Annotated in this window: 15 protein-coding genes and 1 pseudogene; 9 read left to right on the forward strand and 7 right to left on the reverse strand. The window is 71.2% G+C overall.

Annotated features, from left to right (window positions below; translation table 11 throughout):
- Window positions 1-100: 100 nt before the first annotated feature.
- Window positions 101-1,591 (forward strand): NCS1 family nucleobase:cation symporter-1, encoded by a 1,491-nt coding sequence (locus IQ251_RS04775; protein WP_193927194.1) that lies wholly within the window; start codon window positions 101-103, stop codon window positions 1,589-1,591.
- A 38-nt stretch (window positions 1,592-1,629) separates the two neighbouring features.
- A complete protein-coding gene (locus IQ251_RS04780; RefSeq protein WP_193927195.1) occupies window positions 1,630-2,355 on the forward strand; it encodes an aspartate/glutamate racemase family protein in 726 nt (241 codons plus the stop codon).
- 70 nt (window positions 2,356-2,425) lie between these two features.
- On the opposite strand, the gene IQ251_RS04785 is transcribed toward IQ251_RS04780, so the two are convergent.
- Window positions 2,426-3,082, reverse strand: coding sequence for a GntR family transcriptional regulator (locus IQ251_RS04785; RefSeq protein WP_193927196.1), 657 nt, complete (start codon window positions 3,080-3,082; stop codon window positions 2,426-2,428).
- Window positions 3,083-3,168: 86 nt separating this feature from the next.
- A complete protein-coding gene (locus tag IQ251_RS04790) occupies window positions 3,169-4,140 on the reverse strand; it encodes a helix-turn-helix domain-containing protein (RefSeq protein ID WP_193927197.1) in 972 nt (323 codons plus the stop codon).
- 182 nt (window positions 4,141-4,322) lie between these two features.
- Here IQ251_RS04790 and IQ251_RS04795 point away from each other — a divergent pair, with 182 nt between their 5' ends.
- The 4 genes and pseudogenes from IQ251_RS04795 to IQ251_RS04805 all read left to right on the forward strand — a co-directional run bounded on the left by IQ251_RS04795 (window position 4,323) and on the right by IQ251_RS04805 (window position 7,100).
- Complete coding sequence (locus tag IQ251_RS04795; protein WP_193927198.1) at window positions 4,323-5,276, forward strand: VOC family protein; 954 nt, start codon at window positions 4,323-4,325, stop codon at window positions 5,274-5,276.
- 758 nt (window positions 5,277-6,034) lie between these two features.
- A pseudogene (locus IQ251_RS19625) lies at window positions 6,035-6,268 on the forward strand (acyl-CoA dehydrogenase family protein); the annotation flags it as partial.
- A gap of 17 nt (window positions 6,269-6,285) precedes the next feature.
- Window positions 6,286-6,462 (forward strand): hypothetical protein, encoded by a 177-nt coding sequence (locus IQ251_RS19630; RefSeq protein WP_228046104.1) that lies wholly within the window; start codon window positions 6,286-6,288, stop codon window positions 6,460-6,462.
- Window positions 6,459-7,100, forward strand: coding sequence for an alpha/beta hydrolase (locus tag IQ251_RS04805; RefSeq protein WP_193927199.1), 642 nt, complete (start codon window positions 6,459-6,461; stop codon window positions 7,098-7,100). The genes IQ251_RS19630 and IQ251_RS04805 overlap by 4 nt, the downstream gene beginning before the upstream one ends.
- Before the next feature lie 1,299 nt (window positions 7,101-8,399).
- Here IQ251_RS04805 and IQ251_RS04810 read toward each other — a convergent pair.
- Together IQ251_RS04810 and IQ251_RS04815 are read right to left on the reverse strand one after the other, a co-directional pair.
- Window positions 8,400-9,224: a methyltransferase domain-containing protein gene (locus IQ251_RS04810; protein ID WP_228046105.1), complete on the reverse strand. Its 825-nt coding sequence runs from the start codon at window positions 9,222-9,224 to the stop codon at window positions 8,400-8,402.
- Between the two features lie 85 nt (window positions 9,225-9,309).
- Window positions 9,310-10,356 carry a permease gene (locus IQ251_RS04815; protein WP_193927200.1) on the reverse strand — a complete coding sequence of 349 codons (1,047 nt, stop codon included), beginning with the start codon at window positions 10,354-10,356 and terminating at the stop codon, window positions 9,310-9,312.
- A 132-nt stretch (window positions 10,357-10,488) separates the two neighbouring features.
- Between IQ251_RS04815 and IQ251_RS04820 the strand changes: the two genes are divergently transcribed.
- Window positions 10,489-11,160, forward strand: a complete 672-nt coding sequence (locus IQ251_RS04820) for a DUF4383 domain-containing protein (RefSeq protein ID WP_193927201.1) — start codon at window positions 10,489-10,491, stop codon at window positions 11,158-11,160.
- Between the two features lie 359 nt (window positions 11,161-11,519).
- On the opposite strand, the gene IQ251_RS04825 is transcribed toward IQ251_RS04820, so the two are convergent.
- Entirely contained in the window at window positions 11,520-13,037 is a 1,518-nt protein-coding gene (locus IQ251_RS04825) for a glycerol-3-phosphate dehydrogenase/oxidase (protein ID WP_193927202.1), read from the reverse strand.
- Between the two features lie 5 nt (window positions 13,038-13,042).
- The gene (locus tag IQ251_RS04830; protein ID WP_193927203.1) at window positions 13,043-13,600 is read right to left on the reverse strand and encodes a TetR/AcrR family transcriptional regulator; all 558 of its coding nucleotides are present in this window, start codon (window positions 13,598-13,600) and stop codon (window positions 13,043-13,045) included.
- Between the two features lie 26 nt (window positions 13,601-13,626).
- On the opposite strand from IQ251_RS04830, the gene IQ251_RS04835 reads away from it, so the two are divergent.
- Window positions 13,627-15,228 carry an FAD-binding oxidoreductase gene (locus tag IQ251_RS04835; RefSeq protein WP_193927204.1) on the forward strand — a complete coding sequence of 534 codons (1,602 nt, stop codon included), beginning with the start codon at window positions 13,627-13,629 and terminating at the stop codon, window positions 15,226-15,228.
- Complete coding sequence (locus IQ251_RS04840; RefSeq protein ID WP_193927205.1) at window positions 15,225-16,106, forward strand: diacylglycerol kinase; 882 nt, start codon at window positions 15,225-15,227, stop codon at window positions 16,104-16,106. The genes IQ251_RS04835 and IQ251_RS04840 overlap by 4 nt, the downstream gene beginning before the upstream one ends.
- Window positions 16,107-16,179: 73 nt before the next feature.
- Here the strand turns inward: IQ251_RS04840 and IQ251_RS04845 are convergent, their stop codons facing one another.
- Window positions 16,180-18,303, reverse strand: a complete 2,124-nt coding sequence (locus IQ251_RS04845) for a glycoside hydrolase family 97 protein (RefSeq protein ID WP_193927206.1) — start codon at window positions 18,301-18,303, stop codon at window positions 16,180-16,182.
- Window positions 18,304-18,362 lie beyond the last annotated feature (59 nt).

Genomic DNA, 18,362 nt, shown 5'->3' on the forward strand with positions numbered 1-18,362 from the left:
GCATCGCAAAAGTATACTTTCGTAATACGGAATTAACCGCATTACGTCGGGTACCGATTGCGCAGCACACCCAGCCCGCCCGGAGACCGGAGACAGCGCGATGCCCAGCGAACTCCCGGACGCCCCACCCGGTTCCGCCGCCGCGGCACCGCCCAGCCCCCGCCTGTACAGCTACGATCTGGCGCCCACCACGAAGACCGGCCGCCGCTGGGGGACGTACAACGTCTTCACCCTGTGGGCCAACGACGCGCACAGCCTCGGCAACTACACCTTCGCGATCGGCCTGTTCGCGCTCGGGCTCAACGTGTGGGGCATCCTGCTCGCCTTCATCCTCGCCTCGGCCGTGCTGTTCCTGCTGCTCACGCTGTCCGGCTACATGGGGCACAAGACCGGCGTGCCGTTCCCGGTGCTGAGCCGCATCGCCTTCGGCACCAGCGGCGGGCAGATCCCGGCCGCCGTGCGCGGCCTGGTGGCCATCGCGTGGTTCGGCATCCAGACCTACCTGGCCTCCGCGGTGCTCGACGCGCTGGTCCTGGCGCTGTTCCCGGCGGCGCAACCGCTGCAGGAGATGTCGTTCCTGGGGCTGTCCGGCCTGGGCTGGATCACCTTCCTCGCGTTGTGGGCGGTGCAGGTGCTCATCGTCAGCTACGGGATGCACGTCATCCGCAGGTACATGGCGGTGGCCGCGCCCATCACGCTGATCACGATGTGCGGTTTGGCGATCTGGCTGTTCGTGCGCGCGGGCGGCTCCATCGCCCTGTCCACCGACCAGCCGCTGACCGGCGGCGCGATGTGGCGGCACATCTTCGAAGGCGCGGCGCTGTGGGTGGTCATCTACGGGACGTTCGTGCTCAACTTCTGCGACTTCACCCGCTCGGCCACGAGCCGGCGCGCGATCGTGCGCGGGAACCTGATCGGCATCCCGGTGAACATGCTGTTCTTCGCCGGGATCGTCATCGTGCTCAGCGGGGCGCAGTTCTCGCTCGACGGGCGGGTGATCACCAGCCCCACCGACATCGTGCAGACCATCCCGAACACGGCGCTGCTGGCCGCCGCCTCGCTGGCGCTCGTGGTGCTGACCATCGCGGTGAATCTGCTGGCCAACTTCGTGGCGCCGATCTACGTGCTGGTCAACCTCTTCCCGCGGCAGCTGAACTTCCGCCGTGCCGGCGTGCTCAGCGCGGTGATCGGGCTGGCCATCCTGCCGTGGAACCTCTACGACAACCCGGTGGTGGTGAACTACTTCCTGGGCGGGCTCGGGGCGTTGCTCGGTCCGCTGTTCGGGGTGATCACCGCCGATTACTGGCTGCTGCGCCGGGCGAAGGTGAACATCCCGGACCTCTACACCGAGGACGCGGCGGGCGAATACCACTACCGGCGCGGCTACAACCCGAAGGCCGTCTGGGCCTTCATCCCGTCCGCGGCGATCTCCGTCGTGCTGGCGCTGGTGCCCGCCTTCAGCGCGCTGGCCGGGTTCTCCTGGTTCATCGGGGCGCTGCTGGGTGCGCTGTCCTACCTGCTGATCAGCGATCGGCGCCCGCACCCGGCGCAGGACGTGGACGGGGAACCGATCGCCGTGGCCCCGGAATGACGCCCCAGCACACCCGAAACCGGCAAGAGGACCCGAGCATGCGCATTCTCGTCGTCAACGTGAACACCACGCAGGCCATCACCGACTCCATCGGCCGGCAGGCCGCCGCCGTCGCCGCACCGGACACCGAGATCGTGCCGGTGACACCGCCGTTCGGCGCCGAGTCCGTGGAGGGCTACTACGAGAGCCACCTCGCCGCGGTCGCGGTGCTCGAAGCCGTGCGGACCCACGCCGAGCCCTTCGACGCGGTCATCCAGGCCGGATACGGGGAACACGGGCGGGAAGCGCTGCAGGAACTGGTCGAGGTGCCCGTGGTGGACATCACCGAGGCGTCGGCGAGCACCGCGCAGTTCCTCGGGCGCAGCTACTCGGTGGTGACCAGCCTGGACCGCACGGTGCCGCTCATCGAGGACCGGCTGGCCACGGCCGGGCTGACCGCCCGCTGCGCCTCGGTGCGGGCCAGCGGGCTGGCGGTGCTCGACCTCGACCGGGACCCGGATGCCGCTGTGGAAGCCATTGCCGAGCAGGCGCTCCGGGCGGTGCGCGAGGACCACGCCGAGGTCATCTGCCTGGGCTGCGGCGGTATGGCCGGGCTCGCCGACCGGGTGCTGGAACGCACCGGCGCTCCGGTCGTGGACGGGGTGACCGCGGCCGTGACCACCGCCGAATCGCTGGTGCGCCTGGGTTTGCGCACGTCCAAGGTGCGCAGCTACGCGCCCGTGCGCCCGAAGCGGTTCACCAACTGGCCGCCGCGGGCCGGGTGACCGGCTGCGCGGACGCCGGGCGGCTGACACCTCCCGCCGGCCCGATCGACCGCGGGGGCTACTCAGCTCGTCAGCCCAGATCGTCGAGGACCATCCGGCGGCTCGCGGCCGCGTGCGCGCGGGCGAGCGCACCGGCTCGCGCGGCATCCCCCGCCGCGATGGCCTCGTGCAGCTGCTCGTGCTCGGCGCAGACTCGCTCGGGTTCCCGGTTCAACCGGAACAGGTAGGCCAGCCGGCCGTGCAGCGGTTCCAGCACACCGGCCAACAGCTCGTGCCCGGAGGCCGCGACGAGCTCGTCATGGAAGGCGGCGTTGGCCTCGGTCATCGCAGCCAGATCACCGCGCTGCAGCGATCGGCGGGCTTGCTCCACCAGCGCGCCGAGCCGCGCGGCACCATCCGGACCGGCGCGTTCGGCAGCGCGTTCCGCGGCCAGCGCCTCCAGCGCTTCCCGCACGTCGAACAGCTCCTCGATCTGGCGGCGTCCCAGGCTGCGCACGAACACCCCGCGGCGGCGGTCGCGCACCTCCACGAGACCGTCGCCCTGCAGGCGGCGGATGGCTTCGCGGACCGGGACGCGGGAGACCCCGAACTCCGCGGCGATGTCCTGCTCGTAGATGCGGTCGCCCGGCTGCAACCGGCCTTCGGCGATCCGTGCCCGCAATGCGCGGCGCACCTGCTCGCCCAGCGGACTGCCGGGTTCCTTGCCGATCTCCTGCGCGGCGGCCACGGTCCCCCTCCTCCCCTGTTGCCCCGCAGCCTAGTGCACCGCCCGGCAGGACCAGACCCGGCGGAGGGGTGTCCATTGCGGACGGTTCAGCGCTCGTTGTGGCGCTCCGCTCGCGTGCGGTATTCGCCGGGGGTTCGCCCGGTTTCCCGTTTGAACGCGTGGCTGAAGTGCGGTGGGCTCGGGAAACCCCAGCGCGCACCGATGCTCGCCGCGGTCGTGTTGCTCATCGCGGGATCGGCGAGATCCCGGCAGCACCGCTCGATGCGCCTGCGCCGGATCGACCGCGCCGGACTGGTCCCGGTGCGCTGCAGCAGCTGCTGCAGGTAACGCGGCGAGATGTGGTGGGCGCGGGCGATGTGCGCCGGGGTCAGGTCCGGATCGCCGAGGTGCTGCTCGATGTGCTGGTCGATGCACTGCACCAGGTCGGCCCGCGGGGTCGTCCCGACTGCGAGCTCGGCGCACAGCAGGGTGCGCACGAGGTCCATCGCGCTGCGCACGGCGGCCGGCGCGCACTCGCCGAGTGCGAGCAGGTTGCGGTTCAGGCTGATCAGCACGTCCCAGACGGCGGCGCTCAAGCCCGGGGCGTAGTCGAAGGGGGTGGCGGTGATCGCGGCCAGGACGTCCGGCGGGTGCGGGTCGAGGTGCCGCTTCGGGAACCGGATACAGGTCGACTGGTAGTCATCGCTGGCCACGATGGTGGCGGGTTTCGACGAGTCGTAGAGCGCGAACATGCCCGGGTCGAGCACCGCGAGCCGGTCGTCCTGGGTCAGCCGCAGCCGCCCGGACAGTTGCAGCGTCAGCACGTACGAGTCGGTGTCGGACTCGGTGATCGCGGCGGCGTCCCGGTACGCGGCGTGCTTGCCGCAGCACATGTTGATGAAGTTGATCCCGGCCAGGTGCCGGTTACTGATCACCCCGGTGAACGAACCGGGCCGGGGGCAGTCGAAGTGGAAGTGCATGACATCCCGGCGCACGGCGCGCTTCCACGACCCGAACGCCACCTCCGGTTCACCGGGGCTCGGCGCGAGATCGGCGGCGTGCTCCGCGACGGACACCATCGTCGCCTCCACGGTCGTTGCGCCGCTCCAGGCAGCGCCCTGCAGTACCGTAACCACGTGATGCAGATCACCGTCAAGGCGTGCGGGGGTGCGACAGCACTGTGCGCGCTCGCGCAATGCCCCGGTGCCGGGCCGATTCGTAGCGTCGGAACCGGGAGCACACCGCAACCGGGAGACCACACATGGCCTACGTCGAAGGCTCGCACCACGTGACCCTGTCGGTCGGGTACGCCCAGGACGACGTCGACTTCCACGTCAAGATCCTCGGGCTGCGCCTGATCAAGCGCACCGTGCTGTTCGACGGGTCGGTACCGATCTACCACCTCTACTACACGAACGCGCGCGGCGACCCGTCCAGCGTGTTGACCACGTTCCCCTGGGCGAAGGCCGGCGTCACCGGGCAACGGGGCACGAACCAGGCGCGCGAAGTGCTGCTGTCGATCCCGCACGCGTCGATGGACTATTGGCAGCGGCGGCTGCGCGAGCACGACGTCGAAGTCGCCGATGTGCAGCGTTTCGAGCAGCGGCGCCTGGCGTTCCGCCACCCGTCCGGCATCGAGTACGTCTTCGTCGGCAACAACGGCGATGAGCGCATCGGTCACACCGGCTACGGCGTGCCGCAGGAGCACGCCATCCACGGCCTGCACGGGGTGGGCGTGCACGTGGCGAGCCCGGACCGGATGGTGGAGTTCGCCGACGAGTCGTTCCACGCGCACGGCCGACTGACCGAGGAGGGCGACGTCGCCGCGCTGCAGGTGGGCACCGCCGCGCACGGCAACCACCTGGAGATCACCGCCAACCGCACCGATGATCAGGGCACCTGGCGTTTCGGGGCCGGGACCTGCCACCACTTCGCTTGGAACGTGGACACGGCGGCCAACCAGAACGACGTCAAGTTCGAGCTGGAAGGCCAGGGATACACCGACATCTCGGAGATCAAGGACCGCAAGTACTTCAAGAGCACCTACATCCGCACACCGGGCGGCGCGCTGTTCGAACTCGCCATCACGCACGAGGACGGCGGGTGGACCTGCGACGAATCCCCGCAGGAGCTCGGTACCCGGTTCCAGTTGCCCGAGCACTTCGAGCACCGGCGCCGCGAGATCCTCGACCGGCTCGAACCGATCACCCCGTAGGAGGGGACATGGGACAGCTGCACATCAGTGATGAGTTCGATGCCGTCCTGACCCGCCTGGACGGCATCGCCGCAGTGCTGCAGGACGAGGCGGAGCGCGGCGAGGAGTTCGGACGGCTCACCGACAAAGCGGCCGAGGCCCTGCGCGACAGCGGCGCCCTGCGGATCGGGATCCCCCGGGAACTGGGCGGTGACGAGTTCTCCCCGCGCCAAGTGATCGAGGCCGTCACGCGGATCTCTTACGCGGATGCCTCGTCCGGCTGGGTGTTCATGGCGCTGCAGATGATCACCGGGACGACGGCCGCGTACCTGGGGCGGCCGGCCGCCGCCGAGCTGTTCCCGGACGTGCGCGGCGGACGGCACGCGCTGGTCGCCGGTCAGGGCACCAAATTCGGCACCGCGGTGCGCACCGACGGCGGCTACCGGATCAGCGGGCATTGGCACTTCGCCTCCGGGATCTCGATGGCCAGCCACGTGCACACCGCCGCGCTGTGCGCGGAAACCGGCGAGACTCTCATCCTCACCCTGCCGGTCGAGCAGGCCACGCTGGTGGACAACTGGGACGTCATGGGGCTGCGCGCCACCGGCAGCATCGACTACACCTGCCAGGACCTGTTCGTGCCGGAGGGCTACGCGTACCCGAGCAGCACGATGGACGTGCGCAACGGCGGCGCGATCTACCGGATGGGCTTGGCGAACATGGCCGGGGTATGCCACACGGCGTGGGCGCTGGGCGTCGGCCGCCGCCTGCTGGACGAGATGCGCGCGCTGGCCGTCAGCAAGTCCGGTGCACCGGGCGCGACCGTGGACACCGGGCAGTTCCACGCCGAGTACGCCCTGGCCGAAGCCCGGCTGCGGGCGGCGCGCGCGTGGGCGATGGAGGTGTGGGCGGACAACGAGGCGACGTTGGACCGCGGCGAACCGCTCAGCACCGAGCAGGAGACGATCACCCGCTTGATGCTCAACCACACCACGTGGTCGGCGCACGCCGTCGGCCGGGCCGTGCACAAGTGGGCCGGGACCACTGCCCTGCGCCGAGGGGCGCTGCAGCGCTCTTCCGCGATCTGCACGCGGGAACCCAGCACGTCACCTCAGGTCCGGTGGCGCTGCAGAACTGCGGCAAGTGGCTGTCCGGACTGGCACCGCGGTCCGGGTGGGTGTTCCTCGACCTGCAGGAAGCACCGTGACCGCGGAAGCCGGGACGGGTCCGCTGCTGGAATGGGGCGCGGACCCGGCGGATGCCGAACGAGCCGTGCTCGCGGTGCACGGACGCGGTCAGGGACCGGACTTCCTGCAGCGGACCGCCCTGCGATTCGGCGATCTGCCGGTGCGCTTCCACGCTCCGCGGGCCGCGGGCGGCAGCTGGTATCCGGGCTCGTTCCGCGATCCGCCTGCGGACAACCAGCCGGCGCTGGAGGATTCGCTGGACGTGCTCGCCGGCTGCACCCGTCTGCTGGCCGATCGGGGCTTCCCACCGGAACGCACGGTGCTGTGGGGGTTTTCGCAGGGCGCCTGCCTGCTGGCGCACTACGCGCTCACCCGGGCCCGCGCGCGGTTCGGCGGGATCATCCTGTTCACCGGTGGCTACCTCGGCCCCGACGGCGATGGCGCTCCCCCACCCGAACCGGCGCTGCGCGGGGTGGACGCGCTGCTGCGCACCGTCGACCGGGATCCCTGGGTGCCGCCGCAGCGGGTCGCCGACACCGCGGAGGTGCTGCGGCGATCGGGAGCGCACGTCGACCTGCGCATCGACCCGGGCGCGGAGCACATCATCACCGACGAAGCGTGCACCGCAGCAGCCCGGCTCCTCGCCCGGCCGAGGTGACCGGCGACCACCGAGCTGCCCACCGTCACCGACGTGCAGCCGAGCAGGCGCCCGACAAGTGCCGGTATGGCGGGAAAACTTCTTGGACCGGATGACGGGGATCGAATCCGCTTTCTCAGCTTGGGAAGCAGAAGCGTGGCCCCTGGTCAGAGGTGGTGGGACCCGGCACTGGGTTGTCCGCACGGACTCCTGCTGGCCGGGCTTGCCCGCTGCTACGGGAACGCGAAGGGCACGGCCGAAACGGCTACCTTCTCCGTCTTCCTTGGATTACCACAAGTTCCCGACGCCCGGGGGTCTGCCTTGGGTGGTTCGAGGGAGCGATCGACGATCATGAATGATCTCCGACCAGGACGTGGACAAGTGCGCGAGTGACCTGTCAGGTTTTATCGAAGAGATCAGTAAAGTTTCCGATTGATTCCTACGAAGAAGAACACTTGAATCGCAGCTAGAGAGCAAGCAAAAGGGGCCTCCTGCGCAATCCCGGCCGAGTAAGACCGTGCAGCGTACAAGAACCACGAACCAATTCCAAATAATGCATATACCGCAATCCCGGCCTTGCTGCGCTTGGAACTAAACGTAATCGATTTTACTAATGTATCGATTACACGAACTATGAAGTAAGCTGCTCCAGCCGCCAAAACGAGGAAGGCCGAGTAAGAAACTATTCCCCAAGGGGTTGACTCGCCGATCAGAGTGATTACCCGCCGAGATGATAGTACCACTGAAACGAGAAAAATGAACCCTGCGCATGCGGCTACCATGTATTTCGCAGGAGGATGGTGCATAGTGCGCCTGTTCGTCGTGTGCGATGTGCCCGTACTGTAGCTCATTCATGCACCAACCTGAATCAACCACGCGGGGGCACAACCCCAAGGGCGGGGTGTGGGTGTGAAAACCGCGCCACAGCACCAGGAAAATGTCCCCCGATCCTGGATTCCGGGGCGTTCGGTCGCTTGTCACGGTGCGCGGTCACCGCGACACGGTCAACACCCCCGCTGCGGGCCGGTGACCAGCCACAAAGGACCCGGCGCGGGTGCTGCGGGCGTGTACCCAGCGGCCGCGTGGTCGGCATCCCGACACGGGCGGGTCAGGAAGCGATACTGGATTTCCCACGACCGGAGCAGTGCCCTCCGAGACACGTTGCTCCAGTGCAGCAACGCCCCTGCCAGTACCCGACGTGGCGCGCAGCCACGGAGTTCTCGCAATCCTGACAAGAACCGAGCGGGGCCTCGGTGCCGAGCTGCTTCCGCAGCGTGCTCGATGCCCGCGGCGGAGCGGCCGGACGCGGATCCCGTTGCGTCAATCGTTTCCCGGTCGGGCGAGGATCTCGCCGTGCGGCACGAGGAACCAGCCCCGGTCGTCGGCCGCCCACGCGTGCCAGGCCGCGGCCAGTCGGTCCAGTTCGGCGGAGTCGGCGCGGCCCTGCGCGAGCGCCTGCGTCGCGAACGACGACTCGCGGACCCGGTCGGCCCACAGCCCGCCCCACCAGGACCTGTCCTCGGGCGTGCTGAAGCACCAGGCTGTGGCGCTGCAGGTGGTCTCGGCGAATCCCGCTGCCATCGCCCAGGTTTTGAGGTGGCGTCCGGCGTCGGGAGACGCGCCGTTGTGCCGGGCGATGGCGTGGTAGAGCGTCAGCCACCGGTCCAGCCCTTCGTCGTCCGGCGACCACCGCATCCCGCCGTAATCCGCATCGCGCGCCGCCACCACCCCATCCGGTCGGCACACCCGGCGCATCTCGCGCAGCGCGGCGACCGGATCGGTGAGGTGCTGCAGCACCTGGTGGGCGTGCACGACGTCGAAGGACGCGTCGGCGTGCGGCAACCGGTAGATGTCTGCGCCGGTGAACGAGGTGTTGCACATTCCGGCTCGGGTGGTCGCGGCGCGGGCGGCGCGCAGCGCGGCGTCGGCATTGTCCAGCCCCACGACATGTCCGGGGGCGACGCGTTCGGCGAGATCGACCGTGATCGAGCCCGGACCGCACCCGACGTCGAGCACGTCGGTCCCCGGACCCAGCCACGGGGCGAGGTAGGCGGCGGAGTTCTGCACGGTGCGCCAGCGGTGCGCGCGCAGCACGCTCTCGTGGTGGCCGTGCGTGTAGGTGTCCGGGCGCATCGCCTCTCGCATTCCGGGAGCCGGCGTTCAGAGACGAGCACATCCTCGGGCACCGGCAGGGTGGAAGCAACGACCGAGGACCTCCGCGGCCACGGTGTCACAGCAGCGCGAGCACGCCGCCGGCCGCGACACCGCCGAGTGCCACGAGCAGCGCGGTGACGACCGTGCTGCGCCAACCCAGCGCCGCGGCGAGCACCGCCATCCCCGGGGCGCTCACCGCGGGCAGGGTGATCAGCAGCGCACCGATCACCGCCGGCGGGGCACCGGCCAGGGCCAGCGCCTGCAGGATCGGGATTTCGGCGGCAGTGGGCAGGACCAGCAGGGTGCCCACCACCGCGGCCACCAGTACGGCCGCGACCCCGGGCCCGGTACCGACCGCGGACAGCAGCCAGCCCCGCGTCGCACCCAGCAGCATGACCACCACCAGGTACTCCGGCAGCACGGTGATGCTGGTCCGGGTCAACGCGCGCAGGAAACGCATCGGCCATTCGCGCGGCGCAGGAACGTCGTTGCCGACTACCGCGGGAGCGGTCGCCGGGACGAGACGTGCCGCGAGCGCGGCAGCGCCGACCGCGAGCAGCACCCCGAACACCACGCGCACCAAGCTCCACTGCCACGGGGCCACGAGCAGCAGGAACGCCAGGACGGCCGGGTTGAGCAGCGGATTGGCCAGCCAGTACGCGAGAACCGCCGAGGTGGGGGCGCCGTGCCGGCGCAGCGTCGCCGCCACCGGAGCCGCGCAGCAGGTGCACAGCATGCCCGGGGTCGCCAGCGCGCTGCCCGCCGCCGCCGCGCCGAGGCCGTTGCGCCGGGTGAACAATCGCGCCGTCCAGTCCGGTGGCAGGCAGGCTTGCACAGCGGCGCTGATCACGAGCGCGGCCAGCAGCGCCTCGCCGACGGCCGCGACGTAGGCGGTGGTGAAGCTGATCGCGGCTGACCAACTCGGTGGATCACCCGCTCGCACACCACCGGTGCGCAGGACGTCCGACCCGTCCCACGAGCCGGTGCCGGTGAGCTCGGTGACCTGGCTGCCGTACGGGATCCACTTGACCCACAGCAGCAGTCCTGCGCTGAGCACGATCACCGCGACGACGCCCGGGACCCGGCGCCGGGGGAACGGGCTCGTTCTCGGATGCGCCGCCACGCGTCCACGGTAGCGATCGGGGGCTTTTCCACCACTCCGCCGAGCGCGCGAGCCGGCTTCGCGTGTTTACCCGCGCGGCACGGCGGGGAATGATGCGGGCTGCGAGTCGTGCCCCCTGTCGGAGGAGGCGAGATGACGACCGAAGCTCCGCGCAGACATCCCGTGCACCTCGTTCACCGCGTCGGGGCGGCGTTGCTGGGTGTCTTCCTGTGCGTGTTCGGGGCGTTGGGCTTCGCCAGCGCTTCGTCGCTGTTCGGGGGCGACGGCGACGTGGTGCTCGGCTTGGGGACCAACGGCGCCCTGGCCACGGTTTCCGTCGTGGTGGGGCTGGTCCTCCTCGTCGCCGCGTGGTGGGGCGATCCGATCTCGTCGACGGTGGCGATGGCCGCGGGTGGTCTCTTCCTGGTTTCCGGGCTCGTGCACCTGGCGGTGCTCGGCACCGGCTGGAACATCTTCGCGTTCGGTTTCTCCAATATCGTGTTCAGCCTGGTCGTCGGGCTCGCGCTCGGGTTCCTCGGCGCGTACGGGCGCCTGTCCGGAGGGTTGCCGCCGGACAACCCGTACCGGCGCGCGCACCCGCTCGGCAGCAAGCGCCCGGCGCCCGAGGAGCAGGAGGCGGCGGAATCGGTCTCCGCCGAGGAGCAGGAGATGCTGGAGGCCGAGATGGCCATGGGGGAAGGCCATCCGACGCCGCGCCAGGAGGAACTCGTCGCGCGTGAGATGGCCGAGCAGCGCCGGCGGGAACACCGCCGCGCGTGGCGCAACGTGCGAGAGCGCGAGGACGACGGCGGATCGCAGCGCTGACGCGGCGCAGGAGCGGACCGGCTAGCGGTGATCGCGGTCGACGACGACGTCCGCGGCGCGCGTCTGCACGGTGCGGCCGGTCTCCCAGGAATTGGGTTCGACGTCCGGCGTGGGGATTCCGGCCCGCGGCCGCGCGCACCTTGCGGTAGAGGCCGATGCCGGCGGCAGCGGCCAGTCCGGCGGCGAGGCCGACGGCCCGGTCCCGGCCGCGTGCTCGGTTTCCGGATCGAGCTTTCGCCTGCGAACACATCTCCTGCCGCCTACCCGGGGTGACGGGGTCCCAACGGCGGACGGCGCCCCTCCCGCCGCCCGGTGCCGACGCGTGCGCGCGGCTACCGGGAACGCGGGGGCGGGGCATTTCAGCGGCCGGTGGGCGCCTCGTGCAGGGCTCGTTCCGCCGCGGGCCTTGCGCGTTCCCGGTCGGCGGCGACGAGTCCGATCCTGGTGCGGCGGTCGAGGAGGTCCTCGACGTCGAGGGCACCTTCGTGCCGTACCGCGTAGTGCAGCTCGGCCGGGGTGATGCCGAGGCCCTCGATCGGTTCGAGCAGGCGCTCGTCCCCGCCGGCGGTGGCGACGACGGCCGGGGCTTCGGTCCCGTACCGTGCCACCAGCGGCAGCGGCGCATCCACTGTGGACAGCTGTCGCGGACTCGCGGCGCCGAGCAGCGGCAGATCGCGGGTCCGGCACGGCCGCGCGGGTAGCCCGGTGGCGTCGACCGCGTCTTCGGCCATCGTGCGGTAGGTGGTGAGTTTGCCGCCGACGACGCTGACGATGCCGGCGTCGTCGGTGCGCACCGCGTGGCTGCGCGAGAGGTCGGCGCTGTCGCCGTCGCCGCCGTCGAGCAGCGGGCGCAGCCCGGAGAAGGTGGCCAGCACGTCGGCGTCCCGGATCGGCCGGGCCAGCGCCGAGTTGATCGTGCGCAACAGGAACCGGACCTCCTCGGTGGTGGCCGCGGGCACGTCCGGGACGGGGCCGGTCTGCTCCTCGTCGGTGAGCCCGACGTAGGCGCGGCCGTACCCGGCCGGAAGCGCGAACACGTAGCGGTTGGTCGTTCCCGGAACCGGCACCGTCAGCCCGGCATCCAGTCCGCCGAACGCGGAATCGTCCACCACGAGATGAGTTCCGCGACTCGGCCGCAGCCGCAGGCCCGGCGCGACCTCACCGGCCCACACCCCGGCGGCGTTGATCACCGCACGGGCCCGGATCCGGGTGGTCTCCCCGGTGCGCTCGTCGCGCAGCACGGCACCGTCCCCGGTGACCTGCTCGGCCGCGCACCGGGTGAGCACCTGCGCGCCGTGCGCCGCGGCGGTGCGGGCCACGCCGACCACCAGCCGCGCGTCGTCGGTGAGCTGCCCGTCCCAGGACAGCAGGGCGCCGCGCAGCCGGTCCTGCCGGATCGCGGGCACCATCCGGCGCACCTGCGCGGCCGGGACCCGCCGCGGGGCGGGCAGCACCGCACTCGGCGTGCGCGCGCTGCGGCGCAGCAGGTCGCCGGCCAGGAAACCGATCCCGGTCAGCACGGCCTGCCGGGCCGCGACCCCGCTGACCAGCGGAACCAGCTGCGGTAACGGGCGCACCAGGTGCGGAGCGGTGCGCCGCATCAGGATGCTGCGTTCGAGCGCGCTCTCGTAGGCGATCCCGACATCCCCGGAAGCCAGGTAGCGCAAGCCGCCGTGCACCAGCTTCGAACTCCACCGGCTGGTGCCGAAAGCCAGGTCGCGCTTCTCCACCAGCGCGGTGCGCAGACCGCGCGAGGCCGCGTCGAGCGCGACTCCCGCGCCGGTGATACCACCACCGACGACGAGGACGTCGACCACTCCCCGATCGGCCAGGTCGGCCAGGTCTCGGGTGCGCTGATCGGCGTTGAGCGAAGACATCGGGATCACTCCTCGGGACGCAGGTAGGACTCCAGCACCGCGCGCAACTGGGCGTCGAGCCGGTCCGGCGGCAGGACCTCGGCCACGATGCGGGCCGACAGCACCGCGGACTGCGCCACCAGCAGCACCGTGGCGGCCAGTTCGGCCGGTTCGCCGGTGCGGACCGTGCCGTCGCCCTGGCCGCGCCGGATCTCCGCGGCGAGCAGGTCGAGGATGTGCTGCTGGCTGGTGCCCAGGCGGTCGAAGACGTAGGTGGTGAGCAGTTCCGGATCGGTCTCCAGGATCTTGCGCAGCAGCGGGTGCGCGCGGGCGGCGGCGACGGTGCGCACGATCCGGTCGACGCCCGATTCGCGCGGGGCGCCGGCTTCGGCGCCGGGCAGCAGAGCGACGAACTCCCGGGTGAGCAGGTCGGCGGTCAGCGTCCGCACATCGGCCCAGCGCCGGTAGACCGTCGGCCGGCTCACCCCGGCGCGGCGGGCGATCTCGGCCAGCGTGGTGCGCCGCATGCCGACCGCGAGCACGGTCTGCTCGGCGGCATCCAGGATGGCCTCATCGTTACGCATTGACGGCACATGTAAAACTGTAACGCATGACGGAACCTGATCGCCGCACCCCGGACCCGGTGTGGAACGCCTGGGGCACGGCCGACGCCGCCAGCCCGCTGCCCGCTGCCGTGCGCGCCCTGGTGGAAGAAGGGCTCGGCGTCCCGCACCGCGACACGCCCTCGGTGCCGCGGTCCGAGGTTCGGCTCCGCCCGTCCGCGCTGCCCGCCGACGTGCGCGCCGCGCTGGCGGAAGCCGTCGGCGACGAGCACGTCCGCACCGACGACGACGCCCGACTGCTGCGCACCGGCGGCAAGAGCACCCCGGACCTGCTGCGCCGCCGCGGCGGCGACGCCGAATCCGCACCGGACGCGATCGTGCTGCCCGCCGACCACGACGAGGTGTGCGCGGTGCTGGCCCGCTGCGCCGAACAGGGCGTGGCGGTGGTCCCGTTCGGCGGCGGGACCAGCGTGGTCGGCGGGCTCGAACCCGACGGCGCGGGGTTGCGCGCGGTCATCACCCTGGACTTGCGCCGGCTGGACGCCCTGGTGGCACTGGACGAGGAGTCCCGCACCGCGACGCTGCAGGCCGGGTTGCGCGGGCCGGAAGCCGAAGCGCTGCTGGGCGCGCGCGGATACACCCTCGGCCACTTCCCGCAGAGCTTCGAGCACGCCACCATCGGCGGCTTCGCGGCCACCCGCTCCTCCGGGCAGGCCTCGGCCGGCTACGGCCGGTTCGACGGCATGGTGGTGGCCATGCGGGTAGCCACGCCGCGCGGCACGCTCGACCTCGGTCGCGCCCCCGCCTCCGCGGCCGGACCGGACCTGCGCCAACTCTTCCTCGGCTCGGAAGGGGTGCTGGGCACGATCACCGAGGTGACCGTGCGCGTGCAGCCCACACCGCAGGAGATCGTGTCCGAGGCGTGGTCCTTCCCGGATTTCGCCACCGGTTCGCGGGCGCTGCGCGCGCTGGCCCAGGACGAAGCGCTGCCCACCGTGGCCCGGCTGTCCGACGAGACCGAGACCGGGCTGAACCTCGCGCTGGCGCACGACGTCGGTGCGGAGGGGCCGTCCGGGGGCTGCCTGCTGGTCACCCGCTACGAAGGCGCCCGGGTCGCCACCCGCGAACGCGCCGCGGATCTGCTGGGCCGGGTCGGCGGCACCAGTCTGGGCCCGCAACCGGCCGAGGACTGGGCGCGCGGCCGCTACCACGGGCCCTACCTGCGCGATGCGCTGCTCGACGTCAACGCGCTGGCCGAGACCCTGGAGACCGCCACCGGCTGGTCCGATCTGGACGCCACCTACTCCGCCGTGCACGCCGCGCTGACCGAATCGCTGCAGCAGCACGGCACTCCGCCGCTGATCATGTGCCACATCTCGCACGTCTACCCCACCGGCGCTTCGCTGTACTTCACCGTGGCCTGCGCGCGCGGTGCGGATCCGGTGGCGCAGTGGCGCCACGCCAAGCAGGCCGCCGGTGCGGCGATGGCCGAGTGCGGGGCCACCATCACCCACCACCACGCGGTGGGGTTGGATCACCGGGCGTGGATGACCGAGGAGGTCGGCGAACTCGGGGTGGACGTGCTGCGCGCGGTCAAGTCCGCCGTCGATCCCGCCGGAGTGCTCAACCCCGGCAAGCTGATCCCGTGAGCACCGAGATCAGCCTGCTGGTCAACCCGCGCTCCGGGCGCGGGCGCAGCGCGGCGGTCGCCCTGCGCGCGCTGGAACACCTGCGCGCGTCCGGGATCGCGGTCACCGTCCTGGTCGGCCGGGATGCCGCGGAGTCGGCCGAGCTGGCCCGGCAGGCGGTCGCGCGCGGCACGGGCGCGCTGGTGGCCTGCGGTGGGGACGGCCTGGTCAACCTCGTGCTGCAGGCGGTCGCGGGCACACCGGTTCCGTTCGGCGTGATCCCGTCCGGGACCGGCAACGACCACGCCCGGATGCTGGGAATCCCGCTGCACGACCCGGAAGCGGCCGCGCGGGTCGTTTCCCGCGGCGAGGTGCGCGGGATCGACCTGGGCCGGGCCGGGAACCGCTGGTTCGGCACCGTTTTCGCCGGCGGGTTCGACGCCAAGGTGAGCGAACGCACCAACCGGCTGAGCTTCCCGCGAGGGGCGCTGCGCTACCACACGGCGCTGGTGACCGAACTCGCCGCGATGCGCCCGCGGGACTACCTGCTGGAGCTCGACGGTGAGCGGTTGGACGTGCAGGCGATGCTGGTGGCGGTGGGCAACGGCCCGACCTACGGCGGCGGGATGCGGATCTGTCCGCACGCCGACCTCGACGACGGGCTGCTCGACATCACGGTCATCGCACACGGGCCGCGCGCCAAGGTCCTGAAGCTGCTGCCCACGATCTACTCCGGCGCGCACCTGGACCACCCGGAGGTGACGACCTACCGCGCGCGCAGCGTTCGGCTGTCCACACCGGACATTACCGGTTTCGCCGACGGCGAGCTGTTCGCACCGCTACCGGTGACCTGCACGTGCGTGCCGCAGGCCGCTCGCGCGCTGGTACCGGGCGGATGACGGCCGGGCCCTCGCCCAGGGGCCCGGCGCGCGGGCGCGTGCTTTCGTGGGGGGATGCACGCGCCCGCCCCCGTCACGGGTGGGCGGCCGTCCCGGTGTCGTCCGGGCCCGCGGGCGAGATCCGCATCGCGTGCCCGCCGCCGCGGGTCAGCTCCGCGGGCACCACGGTCGCCGCGTCGACCAGCCATCGCTCGATGCGCACCGCGTGCGGATTGGTGTCCAGGTCGGTTTCCGCGGCATCGCCGTACACCTCGGCGACGTAACCGCCCTCACCGAGGAAGTCCAGCGGAACCTGCAGTGAGCGGGCCTGCTCGTCGGTCAGCGTCCCGACGTACCAGTCCGCACCGCTGCGGCGGGCCATGGTGATGTAGTCCCCGATCTCGCCCTGCAGCACGCGGGTCTCGTCCCAGCTGGCCGGAATCCCGCGCAGGAACTCGAATTCCGGCACGTCCGTGTAGTGCTCGGGGACGTCGGCCAGCTGCTGCATCCCGCTGAGTAGCACCGGGTACAGCGCCAGCTGGTGCGCCCGGGTGGTGTGCACGCGGGTGCCGTCGTTGTCCGTGCCGTGGTCGTCCTGCGGGCTCTGCGGCGGGTACCAGGTGATGTCGAAGATCCCCGGCGTGTAGTCGAACGGGCCGGCCAGCATCGTGGTGAACGGCAGGGTGACCGTGTGCTCGGGCGGGTTGCCCTGCGACCACGCGTCGTACTCGATGCCGCGGGCGCCTTCGCGGGTCACGAAGTTGGGGTAGGTGCGCTCGATCCCGGTGCCCTTGATCGGCTCGTGCGCGTTGATCATCAGGCGGTGCCGGGCCGCCTTGTGGATCACGCGCTGGTAATGGTTCACCATCCACTGGTCGTGGTGGTAGTGCGCGTCGATGTCCCCGGCATAGCCCGTTTTGATGCCGGGGATGCCGAGTTCCTCGTACATCGCGAAGGCGCGGTCCATCTGCTGCTCGTAGTTGTCGATGCCGCCGCCGGTCTCGTTGTGCGCGAGGAACTGGACGCCGCGCTCGCGGGCGTGGTGGAGCACCCGTTGCAGGTCGAACTGCGAGTTCGGCGTCAGGAAGTCCTGGTCATCGCCGAAGTCGCCGCCGGTCTGCCAGCCCTTGTTCCACCCCTCGGCCACCACGTAGGGGACCTGGTTGTCGGCGGCGAAATCGATGGCGCGCAGCGTGTTCTCCGTCGTGGCGCCGAGGTCGGGACCCTCGATCCAGGTGTTGCGACCCTTGTGGATCTCCCACCAGATCCCGGTGAACGTGCCCGGCCGGATCCACGAGGTGTCCTCGATCGCGCACGGCTCGTTGAGGTTGAGCACCAGACTCGACTCCACCAACTCGCCGGGGGTCCGCGTGATGAGGAAGGTCCGCCACGGCGTGGGGAACGGCGCGCGCAGCAGGGCTTTGCGCCTGCCTTCGCCCTTGCGCGGGACCAGCGCGCTGCGCAGGCTCGGCCCGCCGTCGATCTTGGTCAGCGTCATGTCCGGGTAGTTGAACAACGCCGCTTCGTGCACCGCCAGGTACAGGTCGTCGGCCAGGCGCAGGGTCAGCGGGGTCGCCAGATCGCCGAGCCGCTCGGCGTCGTCGCGGGACTCCTGCCAGGGGTGCAATCCGCCCGCCTCGCTCAGCGGCGTCTCGGTGTGCAGGTACTCGACCGAGTCGTAGTTGGCCGGCGTGGACCACGCGGTGTGGTCGGCGGTGAACCGGAACTCGGTGAACTCGTCGAGGACCTCGAAGTCGCCGAATCCCGGCTGCGGCACGAAGAAGTAGCGGAATCCCACGCCGTCGTCGAAAACGCGGAACTCGACGGTGAACTCGATCTGCTCGCGCAGGTGCAGCACGGTGCTGCGGCAGTGGCTGCGGATCTCCTCGTGGGAACCCCATACCGGCTGCCAGGTCTCGTCCAGCTCGTCGGCCGCGGTGGCCAGCAATTCGGCCGCTTCGCCCAGCCGCATCCCGCCGCCGAGCTCGAAGCCCATGCCCGACCAGTCCAGCACGACCTGCTCGCCGCAGGTGATCGAGTACTCGGGTCGTCCGTCGCGCACCCGGAAGTGCGCGGTGATGGTGCCGTCCGGCGAGGTGGTGGTGACGGGTTCGCCCGCGGCTTGCGCGGCGGTGGCCGGGCTCCAGGCCAGCGCGGTCAGTCCGGCGATGCCCGCGGCTTTGCCGAAGGTGCGGCGGTCGATCTCGTTCGTGGACATGCGACTCCTTCGTCGGTGTCCCGCTCCCGGCCCGGTCGGTCGGTGGCTACCGCGCGCAC

Source organism: Saccharopolyspora montiporae (assembly GCF_015209505.1).
Lineage (GTDB): Bacteria > Actinomycetota > Actinomycetes > Mycobacteriales > Pseudonocardiaceae > Saccharopolyspora > Saccharopolyspora montiporae.

Excerpts from the sequence above, each read along its gene's own strand:
- IQ251_RS04775 (WP_193927194.1), top strand. The coding sequence starts at position 101 with ATGCCCAGCGAACTCCCGGACGCCCCACCCGGTTCCGCCGCCGCGGCA.
- IQ251_RS04780 (WP_193927195.1), top strand. The coding sequence starts at position 1,630 with ATGCGCATTCTCGTCGTCAACGTGAACACCACGCAGGCCATCACCGAC.
- IQ251_RS04790 (WP_193927197.1), bottom strand. The coding sequence starts at position 4,140 with ATGGTGTCCGTCGCGGAGCACGCCGCCGATCTCGCGCCGAGCCCCGGT.
- IQ251_RS04795 (WP_193927198.1), top strand. The coding sequence starts at position 4,323 with ATGGCCTACGTCGAAGGCTCGCACCACGTGACCCTGTCGGTCGGGTAC.
- IQ251_RS04810 (WP_228046105.1), bottom strand. The coding sequence starts at position 9,224 with ATGCGAGAGGCGATGCGCCCGGACACCTACACGCACGGCCACCACGAG.
- IQ251_RS04820 (WP_193927201.1), top strand. The coding sequence starts at position 10,489 with ATGACGACCGAAGCTCCGCGCAGACATCCCGTGCACCTCGTTCACCGC.
- IQ251_RS04825 (WP_193927202.1), bottom strand. The coding sequence starts at position 13,037 with ATGTCTTCGCTCAACGCCGATCAGCGCACCCGAGACCTGGCCGACCTG.
- IQ251_RS04830 (WP_193927203.1), bottom strand. The coding sequence starts at position 13,600 with ATGCGTAACGATGAGGCCATCCTGGATGCCGCCGAGCAGACCGTGCTC.
- IQ251_RS04835 (WP_193927204.1), top strand. The coding sequence starts at position 13,627 with ATGACGGAACCTGATCGCCGCACCCCGGACCCGGTGTGGAACGCCTGG.
- IQ251_RS04845 (WP_193927206.1), bottom strand. The coding sequence starts at position 18,303 with ATGTCCACGAACGAGATCGACCGCCGCACCTTCGGCAAAGCCGCGGGC.